Source organism: Halovivax cerinus, from assembly GCF_024498195.1.
Classification (GTDB): Archaea; Halobacteriota; Halobacteria; order Halobacteriales; family Natrialbaceae; genus Halovivax; species Halovivax cerinus.
In genome coordinates, this window is record NZ_CP101824.1 from 3,080,295 (window position 1) to 3,095,655 (window position 15,361).

A 15,361-nucleotide genomic window follows, 5' to 3' on the forward strand; every position below is an offset into this window, starting at 1 on the left:
CGGAGACGACGGCTGAATCGGTGGTCACAGTCCCGTTTCACTTTCACCGGGCTAACGGGAACGTTTTAAGGCCGCCGTTGCTACGGATTCCGTAATGACGTCGTTCCAGTCGTCGCTCGGCGACGAATCCGAGATCGCCCAGGAGCTGGCAGAGAGCCAGCAGGCGATCTCCATCGCCGAGTTCTTCGAGAAGAACAAGCACATGCTCGGCTTCGACAGCGGCGCGCGAGGCCTCGTCACGGCCGTGAAAGAGGCCGTCGACAACGCCCTCGACGCCGCCGAAGAGGCCGCTATTCTCCCGGACATCTACGTCGAAATACAGGAAGTCGGGCAGTACTACCGCCTGATCGTCGAGGACAACGGACCCGGGATCACGAAAGAGTCCCTCCCGAAAGTCTTCGGAAAGCTCCTCTACGGCTCACGCTTTCACGCTCGCGAGCAAAGCCGCGGTCAGCAGGGGATCGGGATCTCGGCAGCCGTCCTCTACTCGCAACTGACCAGTGGCAAACCGGCGAAGATCACCAGCCGAACGCAGGGGTCGGCCGACGCGCAGTACTACGAACTGATCGTCGATACGGACGAGAACGAACCCGAGATCAGCGTCGACGAGCAGACGACGTGGGATCGTCCGCACGGGACGCGCATCGAAATCGAGATGGAGGCCAACATGCGGGCCCGCCAGCAGCTCCACGACTACATCAAACACACGGCGGTCGTCAACCCCCACGCGCGGATCGAACTGAAAGAACCGAACGAGCACTTCAAGTTCGAGCGGGTGACAGACCAGCTACCCGACGAGACCGAAGAGATCCGTCCGCACCCCCACGGCGTCGAACTCGGCACCGTGCTCAAGATGCTGGCTGCGACCGATTCACACTCGGTCTCCGGATTCCTCCAGAACGAGTTCACCCGCGTGGGCAAGAAGACGGCCGAATCTGTCATCGAGGCGTTCCGCGATCGCCACTTCGGACGCGGGATGACGTGGCCAGCGCCTGCGAGTGGGGAGGACACGGACGTTGCTGCGGTCGTGACCGAGGCGACGGCGAACAAGGGAGCCGACGCGACGGAAAACTTCGCGACGGCAATCGCGGACGAGATCGACGCCGCCGGGCGGGTCGCATACCACGAAGTCCACGAGATCGTCGACGCTGCGGCGGAGGAGACGGAGGAGACCCACGGAACGACGTTTGGCACGACCGTCAGGGAGAACGCCGTAGAGGCCGCGTGGCTCGAACTCGCGCCCGTCGCCGCCTCGGACGTCGACGCCGTAGAGGAGACCCGCACAGCCGCGGATCTCTATCGCCGAGTCAACGACGCGACGAGTTCCCGAAAAGACGACGCCGTCATCGACGCCTTTGCGGGACGACTGGCCGGAAAGTTCGCAGACGAGGACGACCACAGACACCGACTCACATGGGCGACGCTGCGCTCGCACGTCGATCGGGCCGCCGATTTGACCGAGGATCGCGACGACACGAGTTTCGGTGAGACCGCCCGCGAGAACGTCACGGACGAACTCTGGGGGCTGATGCGCACAGTGCCGGACGATCCGCCATTGGTACGAGAACTCGCTGACGATCGTGACGGCGCCAGCGACCTCGTCGAGGCGATGCGGTCGACCGACATCATGGCTCCGCCGACGCGGTGTCTCTCCCCGATCACGGACGAGCTGATCGAAGCCGGCCTGAAGAAGGAGTTCGACGCGGACTTCTACGCGGCGGCGACTCGCGACGCCGGGGTATCGGGCGGCGATCCGTTCGTCGTCGAGGCCGGCATCGCCTACGGCGGAGAACTCGACGCCGAGGGGAGCGTAGACGTCCTGCGGTTCGCGAACCGTGTCCCGCTCGTCTACCAGCGAGGGGCCTGCGCGACGACGGACGTCGTCAAGTCGATCGGCTGGCGCAACTACGGACTGGACCAGCCAGGTGGGTCCGGGCTACCCAACGGCCCCGCCGTGGTCATGATCCACGTCGCGTCGACGAACGTGCCCTTCACCAGCGAGTCCAAGGACGCCGTCGCGAACGTACCGGAGATCGAAGACGAGATCGAACTCGCGATCCGCGAGGCGGCGCGCGATCTCAAACGCTATCTGAACAAGCGCCGCTCGATGCAACAGCGCCGGGAGAAGCGCAACAAACTCGGGACGATCCTCCCAGAGATGGCCGCAAAGCTCGCGACCGTCACTGAGCGAGAGCCGCTCGATATCGACGACTCGATCGCTCGAATCATGAACAACGTGCTGGTCGAACGGTCCGTCGAGGACGGCTCGGTCACGATCACGGTCGAAAACAACTCGTCGTCGAACGCCGACGTCGAACTGACCGACATCGTCTCCGTCGAACCCCAGGAGACCAACGGGGCCCAAGTGATCGAGATGGACGGTGAGTGGTTCGTCAAATGGGCCGAAACCGTGAGTTCGGGGGACGAGGCGGCACTCGAATACCGCGTCGATGGTGATGCCGAGTTCGATCTCGACGTCGCGGGTATCGAGGAGGAACTGCTGACGGTGAACACATAATCATGAGCACGGACTCTACGCTGAACGAGGAGGAAGCGCGCGAACAGTTGCTTGATCTGGCTGCGGACTTCTACGATCAGTTCGCCGAGGGAGACGTCCCCAAGATGCAGATTCCGACGCGGACCAAGTCGAACATCGAGTACGACGAGGACGAGGACGTCTGGGTGTACGGGGACCGAAGCAGCACGCGGAGTGCGAAGTCGGTTTCGGGTGCCCAGAAGCTCCTGAAGGCGACATATACCATCGATTTCCTCGCCGACCAGCTCGATCAGGATCGCTCGTCCACCCTGCGTGAGCTGTACTACCTCTCGGAGTCCTGGGATCTCGACGAGGCGCAATTCAACACGCAGGACGAGTCGAACAACCTCATCGAGGATCTCGAGATCGTCAGCGAGGTCAAGCGCGAGGACTTTCACATGCGACCGGAGGAGTCCGGTGCGAAAGTCATGGGGCCGCTCCTCATCAGAGAACAGACCCGGCGGGGCGATCGTGAGATTCACTGCCAGAAAGACGTCGGCCAGGGTGGCTACCAGATTCCGAACAATCCCGATACGATCGAGTTCCTCGAGAACGACGCGGAGTTCGTCCTCGCCGTCGAGACCGGCGGTATGCGAGATCGACTGGTCGAGAACGGATTCGACGACGAGTTCGACTGCATCGTCGTTCACCTCGGCGGACAGCCCGCACGCGCGACGCGTCGATTGACCAAGCGAATGCACGACGAACTCGATCTCCCGGTGACCGTCTTTACGGACGGTGACCCGTGGTCGTATCGCATCTTCGGCTCAGTCGCGTACGGTTCGATCAAGTCCGCACACCTCTCGGCGTACCTCGCGACGCCCGAAGCGCAGTTCATCGGCATTCAACCGGCCGACATCGTCGAATACGATCTGCCGACGGACCCGCTGAGCGATTCGGACGTCAACGCATTGGAGAGTGAACTGGAGGATCCGCGCTTCCAGACTGACTACTGGGAGGAACAGATCGAACTCCAGCTCGAGATCGAGAAGAAATCGGAACAGCAGTCGCTGGCTGCACGCGGACTCGACTTCGTCACCGACTCGTACCTCCCGACGCGGCTCGAGGAGATGAACGTCATCTGAACCAGCCGCGGATTGGCCAGTGACGACCGCTGTACGCACAGAGATGTCCGTCGGGTTCCTTTTGTCGGCGGTGCTCGTACGACCCGTATGGCTTCACGCGTGGCGAAAGTGCGGGCGGCACTGACGGCCATCGGCGTCGTTTTCGCGGCTGCACTGGTACTCGGCATCGTCATCCTCGTTCTCGGCTCTCTCGTCGGATACGTCGGCGGAACGGTGTTCGGTGGCGGTGACGGGACTGGATTTCAGGGACCCGATGCCGAGTTCGAGACGACACTCGCGAACGACTCGGTGGACGTACGGTACGTCGATGCCGAACCGATCGACGCCTCGGGGATCGTCTTCGAGGTCGACGGGGAGAGCCAGGGAACCTGGGCTACGTACGCCGCAGGCGATCCGTCGACGATCGAGGAGGGCGATGCGGTCACGATCGACGGGGTCGCGCCCGGGGACGAACTGGTCGTCCGATGGACGGACGGTGAGGTCTCCCAGGTGCTCCACCGGGAGACGCTCGAACCGTAGCGGGTCGTCGCCAGACGAACCGATTCTGGGTTACTCGTCGAGCGCGACGGGGACGCCACTCGTGGCGACGTCGACGACGAACGCGCTGGCGTCCGTCTCCAGTGCCTCGAAGGTGTCGTAATGGATGGGGACGACGAGATCGGGAGCGATGTCGACAGCGAGCGTGGCCGCTTCACGGCGATCCATCGTGAAACGCCCGCCGATTGGCGGACAGAAGACGTCGACGGGAAGCGTTTCGTGGAGTGAGAGTGCATCCGTGTCTCCCGGCCAGAAGACGGTGATCCCGTCCATGGTAAGCCCGAACCCGCATCCCGTCCCTGCCGGGTGGAACGGTGTGCCGTCGTCGCGGGTGTGAGGTCCGTCCGGTTCGTTGTGCGCCGGCGTCGTGTACAGATCGAGTGGTCCGACGGCGAACGATTCGTCGGCCTCGACACGTTCGACAGTAAACGGAAGCTCCTCCGGCTGGCGGGAGACTCGATCGATCTCGGTCGCGTCGATCGACTCGTGACAGACGACGATCGCGTCCTCGTGGGCGACGCGTTCGATGCCGTCGGGATCGAAGTGGTGAGCGTGACTGACCAGTACGAGATCGCCGTCTCGGGGTCGGTGGCCGTCGAGAACGCCGTATCGACCGGGGTCTACGTAGACCACCGTCCCGGTTCGCCCGGCGATGCGAATCGTCGCGTAGCCGAACCAGTCGAGTTCGACGGGCCCGTGTGTCACGGTCATGATGGTCGATCAGGGCCAGCGAACAGAGTGCTCTAGACGGCCGATGCCGTCGATCTCGATAGCGACCTCGTCGCCCTCTGATAGCGGTGTCACACCCTCGGGCGTGCCGGTCGCGATGACGTCGCCGGGTTCCAGTGTGAGGTAGGACGTGATTTCCGCGACGAGTTCTGGAACGGGGAAGATGAGTTGGTCGAGTGACCCCGCCTGGGCTGGTTCACCGTCGACGTACGACCGGACGCCGGCGTCGGCTGGTACCTCGTCGGGAGTCGCCAATACGGGGCCGATCGGGGCCGCGCCGTCGAACGCCTTCCCGCGGACCCAGTTTTGCTCCTGGCGCTGGTCGTCCCGGTTCGAGACGTCGTCGACGCACGTATAGCCGGCGACGACGTCCATCGCATCCGCTTCGTCGACGTTCCGACACTGTTCCGAAATGACCACGCCGAGTTCCGCCTCGACCTCCAATCGCTCGGTATCGGCTGGTGCCGTGATCGTATCGCCGTGACCGGCGAGCGTGTTCGGCGGTTTCAAGAAGAGCAACGGACGATCCGGTACGTCGTTTCCCATCTCTGCTGCGTGGGCAGCGTAGTTGCGTCCGATGCAGACGATCTTCGAGGGCTCGCACGGTGGAAGAACCTGAACCTCGTCGAAATCGTACTCCTGTCCGCCGAAGTAGACAGTCTCTCCGTGAACGGTCCCACGACGCACGGCACCCGCAGGATCGCGAAATCTGGCGTACTTCATACGACCTCTCATACAGGCCGGGGCTAAAAGAGTTCTAACTCACCGTCGTGACACGCCCACGCACGGGACAGCCGGAACGGAACGCTTTTTACTAGGCCCCGGCAACCCCAGACTGTCGCGTCACCGACGCGAGCTCCGTTGGTGTAGTCCGGCCAATCATTTCGGCCTTTCGAGCCGATGACCTGGGTTCAAATCCCAGACGGAGCATTTTGCTGCGAACGAACGAGAGCAGCAAATGCGACCCTGGATTTGAGCCCTGTCAGTCGCAGCGCGAACGAAGTGAGCGACCGTCTGGCTTCGGTTCAAATCCCAGACGGAGCACTACAGCGAACGAATTTTTGCGAGTGAGCGAAGCGCGCACAGATGGGATTTGAATTATACCGAGGTTCTGCGAGCGAAGCGAGCAGGTTCTCGGAGTTCACATCCCAGACGGAGCATCCGGCGACGTATCCGGGAGTGAAATGAGCGAGCGCTCGTGAGAACAGTATTCTCACGGTGAACGAAGGTCCGGAGTGGCTTGTGCCCCTGGGGGATCATATCGCAGGTCTGCGAGCGGAGCGAGCAGTTTCTCGTGAGTAGTTCGACCCCCGGTCGAGAGACGGGTACCGTTACAGGATCCCCACTGCGGCGAGCGTAGCGACGAGGATCGCGAGGAAGAGGTGTTCGCCGTCGACGACGAAGCCGTAGAAGAGCGGGCTGGCGTCCGGGTCCGCACGCAGTGAGTAGGTGAAGACGTAGGCGCTGAAGGGACCGAGGACGAGGTACCGAGGTGGGACGAGCGTGCGGGCAACCGCGCCGACGACGCCAGCGGTCACGAGGACCGCCGCTCCGGCGCAGATGTGTCGGGTCCGTCGGGTCCCGATGAGACGGGGGACGGTCAGGATTCCCTCGTGACGATCCCCGACGATGTCCTTGAGATCGAAGACGACTGCGGCGATGGTCAGCATGGCGAAGACGAACGTGGAGAGGAGCGCGATCTCGAGGGTCGTCGCGACGCCATAGTAGACACCGACGCCGAGCGGGATACCGCTCCAGGCGAGACCGACGAGGAGGTTCTTCACGAGCGGGATTCGCTTCAGGCCGAGGACCGAGTAGAGCGTGATGACGGCGATCGGGGCGAGGAGCAACTCGGCGCGAGGAAGGTCGTACCAGAGGGCAATACCTGCAGCGGCCAGGTACGCGACGGTCCCTGCGGCGAGGGTGGCGCGTCCGTAGCGTCTCGTGAACACGGCGCGTCCCGGGACGTTGTACTCGTCCTCGTCGATGTCGGTGAACCGGTTGAGGCTGTAGACGAAGAGCGTTACGGCGAAGACGATGAACGCGGGGATCGGATCCGGTGGCAATTCGGCGAGGACGATCGTCGTGACGACCCAGCTCGTGGCCGCGAGTGCGATGAAGACGTTACTGTGGACGAGTGCGAGAACGAGTCCGATGCCGGGTCGTGCGGGTGCCGTTCCCGTCCAGGAGTCGCTCATCCAGGGTGGTCGACCTACGGCGTCGAACCGCTTGAACGCTCGGACGCGACGACGCGGCAGTGGCGCGCCACGCTACCGATCGACGATGCGGATCCCGATTACCGGTTCGCGAGCGTCGGGGGCTTTCGACAGGTCTAACTCGGGGATTGCCGAACCTTCCGACGAGTTCACAATGAAGCTGCACGAGTATCAGGCGAAGCAGGTGTTCGCCGACGCGGGGATTCCGACGCCGGATTCACAGCTGGCGTCGGACGTCGACGGCGTCCTAGAGGCCGCCGGCGACGTCGGCTACCCGGTGGCGATCAAGGCGCAGGTACAGGTGGGCGGTCGAGGAAAGGCCGGCGGGATCGAACTCGTCGAGAACGACGAGGAGGCCCGCGAGGCCGCAGACCGTATTCTCGGTATGGACCTCAAAGGGATCCGAGTCGAGCGGGTGCTCGTCGAGGAGGCGGTCGATTTCACGAACGAGCTGTACGTCGGGGTCACGATGGACCGCGGCGAGGGGAAACCGGTCGCGATGGTCTCGACGAAAGGCGGTGTGAACATCGAGGAAGTCGCCGCGGAGGATCCGGACGCGATCGCCCGCGAACACGTCGATCCGTCGTTCGGGATGCACCCCTATCAGGCCCGGAAGGCCGTCTTCGACGCCGGCGTCGACCGGTCCGTCGCGACCGACGTCGCATCGGTACTCTCGACACTGTACGACCTCTGGGACGCGAGGGACGGCGCAGACGCCGAGATCAACCCGCTGATGGTGACGGCCGACGACGAGGTCGTCGCCGCCGATGCGGTGATGAACATCGACGAGGACGCCCTCTTCCGCCAGCCCGAGATCGCCGAGATGGGCGAGGAGGCCGCCGCCGGTGACGATCTCGAGGCCAAAGCCGACGAGTACGGGTTCGACTACGTCCGACTCGACGGCTCCGTCGGCATCATCGGCAATGGCGCCGGTCTCGTGATGACCACGCTCGACCTGGTCGACTACTATGGCGGTTCGCCGGCGAACTTCCTCGACGTCGGCGGCGGCGCGAAGGCCGAACGGATCGCCAACGCGCTGGATATGGTCTTCTCCGACGACAACGTCGACAGCGTCGTCTTCAACATCTTCGGCGGCATCACCCGCGGCGACGAAGTAGCGAAAGGGATCAACGAAGCGCTCGAACAGTTCGACGAGATTCCCAAGCCGGTCGTCGTCCGACTGGCGGGGACGAACTGGGAGGAAGGAATGGAGATACTCAACGAAGAGCTCGTGACCGTCGAGCAGACGCTCGAGGACGCGGTACAACGCTCGGTCGAATACGCCGAGGAGGTGGACGCATGAGTGTACTCGTCGACGAGGAGACGCGCGTCGTAGTACAGGGGATCACCGGCGGGGAAGGCAAGTTCCACGCCGGCCAGATGATCGAGTACGGTACGAACGTGGTCGCCGGAGCCGTCCCCGGAAAGGGCGGCCAGGAGGTCCACGGCGTCCCGGTCTACGACACGGTCGACGAGGCCGTCCGCGAGGAGAACGCCGACGCATCGGTCATCTTCGTTCCGCCGGCGTTCGCAGGCGACGCCATCTTCGAAGCGCTCGATACGGACCTCGATCTCGCGGTCGCAATCACCGAGGGCATCCCGACCCAGGACATGGCTCGGGTGAACAAGCGTCTCAGCGAGACCGATACGCGCCTCATCGGCCCCAACTGCCCAGGTATCATCACGCCTGGCGAGGCCAAACTCGGCATTCTCCCCGGGAACATCTTCGCGGAGGGTGACGTCGGTCTGGTCTCGCGCTCGGGAACCCTCACCTACCAGGTCGTCGACAACCTGACGAACCGCGGCATCGGCCAGACGACCGCCATCGGAATCGGCGGCGACCCCATCATCGGGACGGACTTCGTCGACGCCCTCTCGGCCTTCGAGGACGACCCCGACACGAAGGCCATCGTCATGTGCGGCGAGATCGGCGGCGAAGACGAGGAGGAGGCCGCTCGATACATCGACGAACACGTCGACACGCCCGTCGTGGGATTCATCGCCGGGCGAACCGCGCCACCGGGCAAGCGGATGGGCCACGCCGGGGCAATCGTCTCCGGGTCGGGTACCGGAACCGCCGAGAGCAAGATCGAAGCGCTCAACGACGCGGGCGTCTCGGTCGGCGATACGCCCGAAGAAGTCGCCGATAGCGTCGAAGACCTGCTCTGAGCGGATCGGCACGTTCCACATCGAGCGTCTGGATCGGCACGTTCCACATCGGTTCGAAACGAGCGGCTCGAAGTGACGAGTTGCCAGTCCGCTCCGGGTATCGCGTGACTGTGTGATTCCTACAGCACCGTTCTGGCCACTCGAGAAGCGATGGTGCGTGTCGTCAGCTTCGACCGCCGAGGCCCGGAACACGAGAGAGAAGTCGTTTGACGACGTCGACGCGTGACGATTGTGCCGGTTTCCGATGGTCGTAATATTCGATGGTCGTTCGAATCTCGCTCTTTGATTGGTTCGAGTCTGGGGCCGTCGGGTCATCCTCGACCCGAACGGATCTCTGGGAGTCGTCCGGTCCAGTCGGTTCCGTTTCGGGTTCAGTTGACGCCGCTGTACGGTCCGTCGCGTGTTCGGCAGACGCACCGCGTCGTTCCGATCCGCGCTCGCCAGCGGTCGACTCTGCAGTGTCGGTCGCCGCTCGGGGTGGAACCTTCCCGGAACCGGCCGCCTTCTCCCGTACGGTCGCCGACCAGTCTGTCTCGTCGGTCGTCGATTCGGCCGACGCCTCCCAGGCGATGGATTCGTCGGGAGTCGGGCCCTGATCATCAACCTGGGCCGCCGACCCGTCGCGAACTGTCTCCGTGTCGTCGTCCGTCACGTTCGTTCGTCCCCCGTCGTCTGTGGTAGGTGTCGAGTGCATCGTCGATTCCGTCTCGTCGTCGCGCTCCGTCGAGCGCTCGCGCTCGCCGTCCGCAGGACCGGTCTCTGTCCCTGACGGCGTCGCAGGTGAATCGTCAGCGGCCGGTTCGATCCACAGGAACGACCCGTCCGATCGTCGGTCTGGAAGGAGTAGCTGCTCGAACTCGTCTGCGTCGAACAGGGTCGAATCTGTAGACTGCGCCCGTGGCGGATCAGTCGCCCGGTCGATGAGCTCCGCCGGCGTCGTTCCATCGAGGACGGCATCCGTGTCGATTGCCGGCCCATCGGACGAGAGCGATCTGAAGACGTCCGTCGCCGTCTTGTCCCGAATGGCTGATCGCCGCCGGTCAGCCGAGTTGGTCAGCGTCAGTCCGGACTCCGACGTCGTACTCGCAGAACGTGCTGACTCCGAGTCAGTGGACTGGCGGTCCCGTCTCGACTCGTCGGTTCCCATCCCTCTTCAACAAACAAATGCCGTGTATTGAATTAAATCCTTCGATAACTCGTCTGTCAGTACCCTTCGCGGCGTGAGCCAGTACGTCGTCGACCGAAATCGTCGGGCAGAAGCGGACGTGACGCACCGCGAATACCGTTTGGATTTTCACGGGAGCCGTCTCGCCGACCAGGAAGCTCGTGTGCCGGTGTTCGACGACACACGTGTGGCAAATCGAGTCCGGTTCCGGGACTGGATTGGCCGACGTATCGATCGACATCGGTGTGAGTTCAGCGTGTCTCGATACCGAATACATACCGTCGATTTCGTCACGTGACACTCGATTCGTTGTACGCGCGAGGCGGAGACAGAAGCGTACGAGGAGAGCGAGCAGACCGAGCGGACGAAGACGGTCGTCGAGTGGGTTCGACGTCCGCGAAGAATCACATATCGTTGCAGTACCCGTTGGGACGCTGTTGACGGCTCGCGATAGGACGTTCGAGTCCGACGACTTTCGTCGTCGTGCCGGTCGGAGTAGTGAACAGACCTCGGGTGCGACGCGTGCCATTTGTGATGTCGACGCAGGAATCTGCACCGATCGTGGTCTGTCAGGAACCGCTTGCTGGAACCGCTAGGTCGGTAGCTGCTGACGAAGTCGGTCATCCCCCGTGCGTGCGAGATCGATCATGGTCCCTGTGCCGGGACGAGGTCGGTCAGTTTCTTCGCGGAGTACCCGAAGACGTCCTCGTAGCCGTCGGCAGAGAGCAATACCGGGTAGAACGGTTCCTCGGCGACGCGAGCCTCGCCGTCTGCGGCGGCGAATTGGGCTCCCGATTCGACGCGTTCGAAGTTGTCCACGAATACCTCGTACCGATCGGCCGCGTTCTTCGATATCGTATCGATCAGTCGGTACACCGGAACGCGGTGCTGAATCGTCGTACCCGGTAGCGCGCCGGTCGCCGTCAGAAATTCGTGAACGAGGCGAGCGGCGTTCTCTGCTGCGGTCTCCGTTCCCTGGAGGCCACACTCGACTTCGATCGTCTCCGCGCCGGTGAACAGGCGTCCCTCTGCCAGAGGGCCGGTCTCGACGAGTGCGCCGATAGAGAGCTGAGAACAGAGTCGACGCGCCGTCCCGGTCAGACCGTCGACGACGGCGAACGGTTCCGCGTGGCTGCGTGTCGAGTGCATGGAGAACACGATCGTGTCCGCCAATTCTGTCGAGAGTCGCGACGCCAGCTGACCCTCGTGCGTCCCGGCGTCCGGATCGCCCGGGAACGCCCGATTCAGGTCCTCGTCGACGTACCGGACACCTCGCTCGATTGCCAGTTCATTCGCCACGACGAGTTTGACCGGCTCCGTGACTGGCGGCGCTTCCGAGATGAGCCGTTCGATCGCGGTGACGCCGCACGGTTCGTCGCCGTGAATCCCACCGACGATCGCGATCGACGGCGTTCCCGTCCCGAGCTGTTCGACTCGCATGTACCGCTACTGGGTGTGGGAGGACTATAGGCGATTCGAAGTCGAAGCGACGACGAACGGACCGGGGTACGGACAACCGGTACCCCAGCTCTCATCGAGTGCCGCCGTCAGGTCGCCGATCGGCGTCACGATAGTTCGGCGGCGTAGGCGTAATCCGACTGCCTCGCGTCAGGTCGGTCCCCGTCGAGTTCGATCCGCCAGTCGTCGAGGACCGTCGGATCGGTACGCGCCGTCGTGAGCGTCGTTCGCACGTCGAGAACGTCGACGCCGTAATAGTCCTCCGGAACGTCGTGGAGGTACCGGAGTGCCGTCCCGAACAGGCTACACATCCCGACGTCGTTCTCGAAGTCGAAGTGCTTGTACGCACCCGCCGCCACCTGAACCATCCCGTGCAGAAAGACACTTTCGGTGGTGCCGCGCCCGTAATTGTACCACTCCGCTTCGAAACAATCGTGTGACTCGTGGAACGCGCCGCCGTTGTACAGTCTGACACCGTGAATCACCGCCCGCCGAAGGGTGCCGTACTCCCACCCGTTCGAGACCCCTCGATCACACCGCCAGCCGGTCGGATCGCCCGATATCGGGGGCGCGACGGTCTGGTCTCGCGTGTGGTCGTTCATGGTGGTGTCGGAGTTACCCGCGTCGTGTGCTCGTCCTGGGCCCGTGTACGTATCGTCTCTCCACGTCGTCGCCCTCCGGAGTCCAGCCGGACCATCGCGTGTGTGCCACCCGGGTACGAGCGCCCATACAGTGTCGACGGTCGATAGAAAGGAAAGCGTTCCGACGACGGTCCGCCATGCGGACCGGCGATACCCCCACGAACCTGCGAGTATGGACCCGCTAGTTTACGCCGGCCGGAGCCGTACGACCGACGATGCAACATCCACGCGGCCGGTGTGACCGCTGTGGGGAGCGCATGTACGCACAGGTTGCAGGCGGGTACCGGTGTTACAATTGTGGGCGCGAATCCTCCACAGGGACGAGCGATCGATATCGGGTACAGTGAGTACGGACGGGCCATCGGAGTGCCGGGCTTCGTCGGTAGCGAGAGTGTCGAGGCGATCGCCACGCGCGGTACGGAACCGTAGCGTATTCAAACGACCCCCTCGAACGGGTGAACGCGTGCGAGGGTAGCCAAGCGGCCAACGGCGGCGGACTCAAGATCCGCTCGTGTAGACGTTCGTGGGTTCGATCCCCTCCCCTCGCATTGCAGTGAGGCGCACGACGCGCCGAACGAAAATGCACGGAGGGATCGAATGACGCCGAGATTCTGCGCGTTGCGCAGGTTCTCGGAGGTGGTTCGATCCCCTCCCCTCGCATCGCAAGCGCCGCACTGCCGCGGCGAGACGCGATGCGGAAGATCCGAGCGATCTTCCCTCGCAACATTTTACAGGGCTGGGTAGTTCGAGAGCCGTGGCATCACCTCGATCACAGTGGCTTTGGCGCTTCGCTACGCCTGTACCGATATGACAGAACGCGGGAGGCACCCGACGCGTGTCGACGTCGCGATCGAAGCGGCGGCGGCCGGAGCGAGGGTCGCGGCGGATTCATTTCGATCGACGCTCGACGTCGAGACGAAGTCGAACGAGACCGACTTCGTCACGCAGGCTGATCGTGACGCACAGAACCGGGTAGTCGAAACGATCCGAGACCAGTACCGGGACGAACCGATCGTCGGGGAAGAGAGCGGCCGCGATGGCGCCGTTCCGGAGGCTGGTGCGGCGTGGATCGTCGATCCGATAGACGGGACGGCGAACTACGTGGCCGGGATCCCGACGTTCTGTACCGCCGTCGCGTGCACTGTCGACGGTGACGCCGTCGTCGCGACGCTCGACTTTCCCGTCCTCGGGGACCGATACGTGTTCGACGGTGACCGTGTCGAGCGAAACGGTGAGGACGTACACGTCAGTGACCGAACTGAACCGCAGGCGTGCACGGTCAGCCCGACGCTGTGGTGGGATCGAGACCGGCGCGAGGAGTACGCACGGGCGTGTGCCGAGATCGTACACCGATTCGCAGACCTCCGACGAGTCCGGTGCGCGCAGGCCGAACTCGCGATGGTAGCGGCCGGCGCGCTGGACGGAACGTTCGCGAACGTGTCGGCGCACCCGTGGGACACGGTCGCCGGCGTGGCGATGGTCAGAGCGGCCGGTGGCACGGTGACGGACCTCGACGGACGGCCGTGGCGTCTCGATAGCGACGGAATCGTTGCATCGAACGGCGAGATCCACGACGAGGTACTCGAAGCGGCGCGGGCGGTCGACGAACGGGCCAACGTCCCACGGTGAGTCACGGGGGAACGGCGCCGCCCTCTGCGAACCGGAACCGATAACCGGTCGCACGATAGCACCCTGCGTATGCAGAAGTACGTCGACCGCTACGGCGCCGAACGGGTGTGGGCGGCGATGGTCGTCACCGTGTTCGGCGGCCTCGCTCTCCTGGCGGCGCTGTTTCCCCACCGGGTGTACGTCGAGTTCCTCTGGGAATACTTCTGGGCTCCCGTGGTAGCCGACGCCAACGGGTGGAGTTGCGTCGCGTGGGCCGGTGGCAGCGTCGAGCCGTGTTCTACAGCCGGGCCGGGAGCCGGGCCCACGGCCACTCCCGGGTACACGTACGTCTCCTACGGGGGCTACATTCCGACGCTGCTACTGCTCTTGACGGGGTTCATCTTCGCCATCCGCCGGCTCGACGTCGATCGGTACCGGGCCGGGTTCTGGGGCCTCTTCCCGTTCATGCTCTTCGGCGGGGCCCTCAGGACGGTCGAGGACGCCAACGTCGCCGTCCGTGCGGAGACGGGAGAGGCGGCTCTGTCGCTTCCCTGGCAAGCGCTACTCATCAGCCCGTTCATCTACGTCGTGGTCGCGGTGATCGCGCTGGTTTCACTCGTCGTCGCCATCTGGCTCGAACGTCGCGACTACGTTCCGGGGTACGAGTACGCCCTCGCCGGAATCGGAACGACGCTGCTCGCGCTCTCGCTCGTCGTCCTCGCTCGCTGGGCCAGCGTGGGAGGCTACGGCTTCTTCCCGTTACTCGCCATCACCGTGCTGGTCGTCGCGAGCGCGATCACGGCGGTCGTCTGGCTGGCGATACAACGGTTCGCACCGGAACTCAACCGGGGGACGGAGTACATGGGTATCGCCATCCTCTGGGCGCACACGATCGACGGGACGGCGAACGTCATCGGACTCGACTGGGCGACGGCGTTCGGTTTACCCGGAAATCTGAACCCGAAACACCCTGTCAACGCGGCGATCCAGAACATCATGGCCAGGTACCTCCCAGAATCGATCGCGACGGTCACCGGAGACGTGTGGCCGTTCCTCCTGGTGAAAGTCGCCGCGGCCGTCTTCATCATCTGGGTGTTCAACGAGGAGGTCTTCGAAGAGAGTCCACGATTTACGATCATGCTCATGCTCACCGTCGTCGCCGTCGGTCTCGGGCCCGGGACGCGGGACGTGCTCCGGGCGACGTTCGGGGTCTGAGG

The 15,361-nt window shown here is 63.9% G+C and carries 13 protein-coding genes and 2 tRNA genes; 9 read left to right on the plus strand and 6 right to left on the minus strand.

All coding sequences use genetic code 11. The features are described from left to right. The first annotated feature begins 94 nt into the window (after nucleotides 1-94). The 3 genes from NO366_RS14610 to NO366_RS14620 all read left to right on the plus strand — a co-directional run bounded on the left by NO366_RS14610 (nucleotide 95) and on the right by NO366_RS14620 (nucleotide 4,140). Nucleotides 95-2,518, plus strand: a complete 2,424-nt coding sequence (locus NO366_RS14610) for a DNA topoisomerase VI subunit B (RefSeq protein ID WP_256531518.1) — start codon at nucleotides 95-97, stop codon at nucleotides 2,516-2,518. Nucleotides 2,519-2,520: 2 nt separating this feature from the next. Continuing rightward, the gene (locus tag NO366_RS14615; RefSeq protein WP_256531519.1) at nucleotides 2,521-3,621 is read left to right on the plus strand and encodes a DNA topoisomerase IV subunit A; all 1,101 of its coding nucleotides are present in this window, start codon (nucleotides 2,521-2,523) and stop codon (nucleotides 3,619-3,621) included. A gap of 87 nt (nucleotides 3,622-3,708) precedes the next feature. Next, nucleotides 3,709-4,140, plus strand: coding sequence for a type IV pilin (locus NO366_RS14620; RefSeq protein ID WP_256531520.1), 432 nt, complete (start codon nucleotides 3,709-3,711; stop codon nucleotides 4,138-4,140). Nucleotides 4,141-4,170: 30 nt separating this feature from the next. Here the strand turns inward: NO366_RS14620 and NO366_RS14625 are convergent, their stop codons facing one another. Further along, nucleotides 4,171-4,869 (minus strand): MBL fold metallo-hydrolase, encoded by a 699-nt coding sequence (locus tag NO366_RS14625; protein ID WP_256531521.1) that lies wholly within the window; start codon nucleotides 4,867-4,869, stop codon nucleotides 4,171-4,173. Nucleotides 4,870-4,878: 9 nt separating this feature from the next. Next, on the minus strand, nucleotides 4,879-5,610 hold the full coding sequence (locus tag NO366_RS14630) for a fumarylacetoacetate hydrolase family protein (protein ID WP_256531522.1): 732 nt from the start codon (nucleotides 5,608-5,610) through the stop codon (nucleotides 4,879-4,881). A 132-nt stretch (nucleotides 5,611-5,742) separates the two neighbouring features. On the opposite strand from NO366_RS14630, the gene NO366_RS14635 reads away from it, so the two are divergent. Then, nucleotides 5,743-5,817: transfer RNA gene (locus NO366_RS14635), tRNA-Glu, on the plus strand. A 401-nt stretch (nucleotides 5,818-6,218) separates the two neighbouring features. Here NO366_RS14635 and NO366_RS14640 read toward each other — a convergent pair. Next, a complete protein-coding gene (locus NO366_RS14640; RefSeq protein WP_256531523.1) occupies nucleotides 6,219-7,085 on the minus strand; it encodes a UbiA family prenyltransferase in 867 nt (288 codons plus the stop codon). 172 nt (nucleotides 7,086-7,257) lie between these two features. Between NO366_RS14640 and sucC the strand changes: the two genes are divergently transcribed. Together sucC and sucD are read left to right on the plus strand one after the other, a co-directional pair. Next, nucleotides 7,258-8,406, plus strand: coding sequence for an ADP-forming succinate--CoA ligase subunit beta (sucC, locus tag NO366_RS14645; protein ID WP_256531524.1), 1,149 nt, complete (start codon nucleotides 7,258-7,260; stop codon nucleotides 8,404-8,406). Further along, nucleotides 8,403-9,272 (plus strand): succinate--CoA ligase subunit alpha, encoded by an 870-nt coding sequence (gene sucD / locus NO366_RS14650; RefSeq protein WP_256531525.1) that lies wholly within the window; start codon nucleotides 8,403-8,405, stop codon nucleotides 9,270-9,272. Before sucC ends, sucD begins: the two co-directional genes overlap by 4 nt. A gap of 163 nt (nucleotides 9,273-9,435) precedes the next feature. On the opposite strand, the gene NO366_RS14655 is transcribed toward sucD, so the two are convergent. The 3 genes from NO366_RS14655 to NO366_RS14665 all read right to left on the minus strand — a co-directional run bounded on the left by NO366_RS14655 (nucleotide 9,436) and on the right by NO366_RS14665 (nucleotide 12,497). Next, nucleotides 9,436-10,419, minus strand: a complete 984-nt coding sequence (locus NO366_RS14655) for a prolipoprotein diacylglyceryl transferase (protein WP_256531526.1) — start codon at nucleotides 10,417-10,419, stop codon at nucleotides 9,436-9,438. A 663-nt stretch (nucleotides 10,420-11,082) separates the two neighbouring features. After that, nucleotides 11,083-11,877, minus strand: a complete 795-nt coding sequence (locus tag NO366_RS14660) for a M14 family metallopeptidase (protein ID WP_256531527.1) — start codon at nucleotides 11,875-11,877, stop codon at nucleotides 11,083-11,085. A 125-nt stretch (nucleotides 11,878-12,002) separates the two neighbouring features. Next, nucleotides 12,003-12,497 carry a DUF309 domain-containing protein gene (locus tag NO366_RS14665; protein ID WP_256531528.1) on the minus strand — a complete coding sequence of 165 codons (495 nt, stop codon included), beginning with the start codon at nucleotides 12,495-12,497 and terminating at the stop codon, nucleotides 12,003-12,005. A 504-nt stretch (nucleotides 12,498-13,001) separates the two neighbouring features. Here NO366_RS14665 and NO366_RS14670 point away from each other — a divergent pair. The 3 genes from NO366_RS14670 to NO366_RS14680 all read left to right on the plus strand — a co-directional run bounded on the left by NO366_RS14670 (nucleotide 13,002) and on the right by NO366_RS14680 (nucleotide 15,359). Then, nucleotides 13,002-13,084: transfer RNA gene (locus tag NO366_RS14670), tRNA-Leu, on the plus strand. A gap of 259 nt (nucleotides 13,085-13,343) precedes the next feature. Next, nucleotides 13,344-14,165, plus strand: coding sequence for an inositol monophosphatase family protein (locus NO366_RS14675; RefSeq protein WP_256531529.1), 822 nt, complete (start codon nucleotides 13,344-13,346; stop codon nucleotides 14,163-14,165). Between the two features lie 69 nt (nucleotides 14,166-14,234). Continuing rightward, nucleotides 14,235-15,359: a DUF63 family protein gene (locus NO366_RS14680; RefSeq protein WP_256531530.1), complete on the plus strand. Its 1,125-nt coding sequence runs from the start codon at nucleotides 14,235-14,237 to the stop codon at nucleotides 15,357-15,359. Nucleotides 15,360-15,361 lie beyond the last annotated feature (2 nt).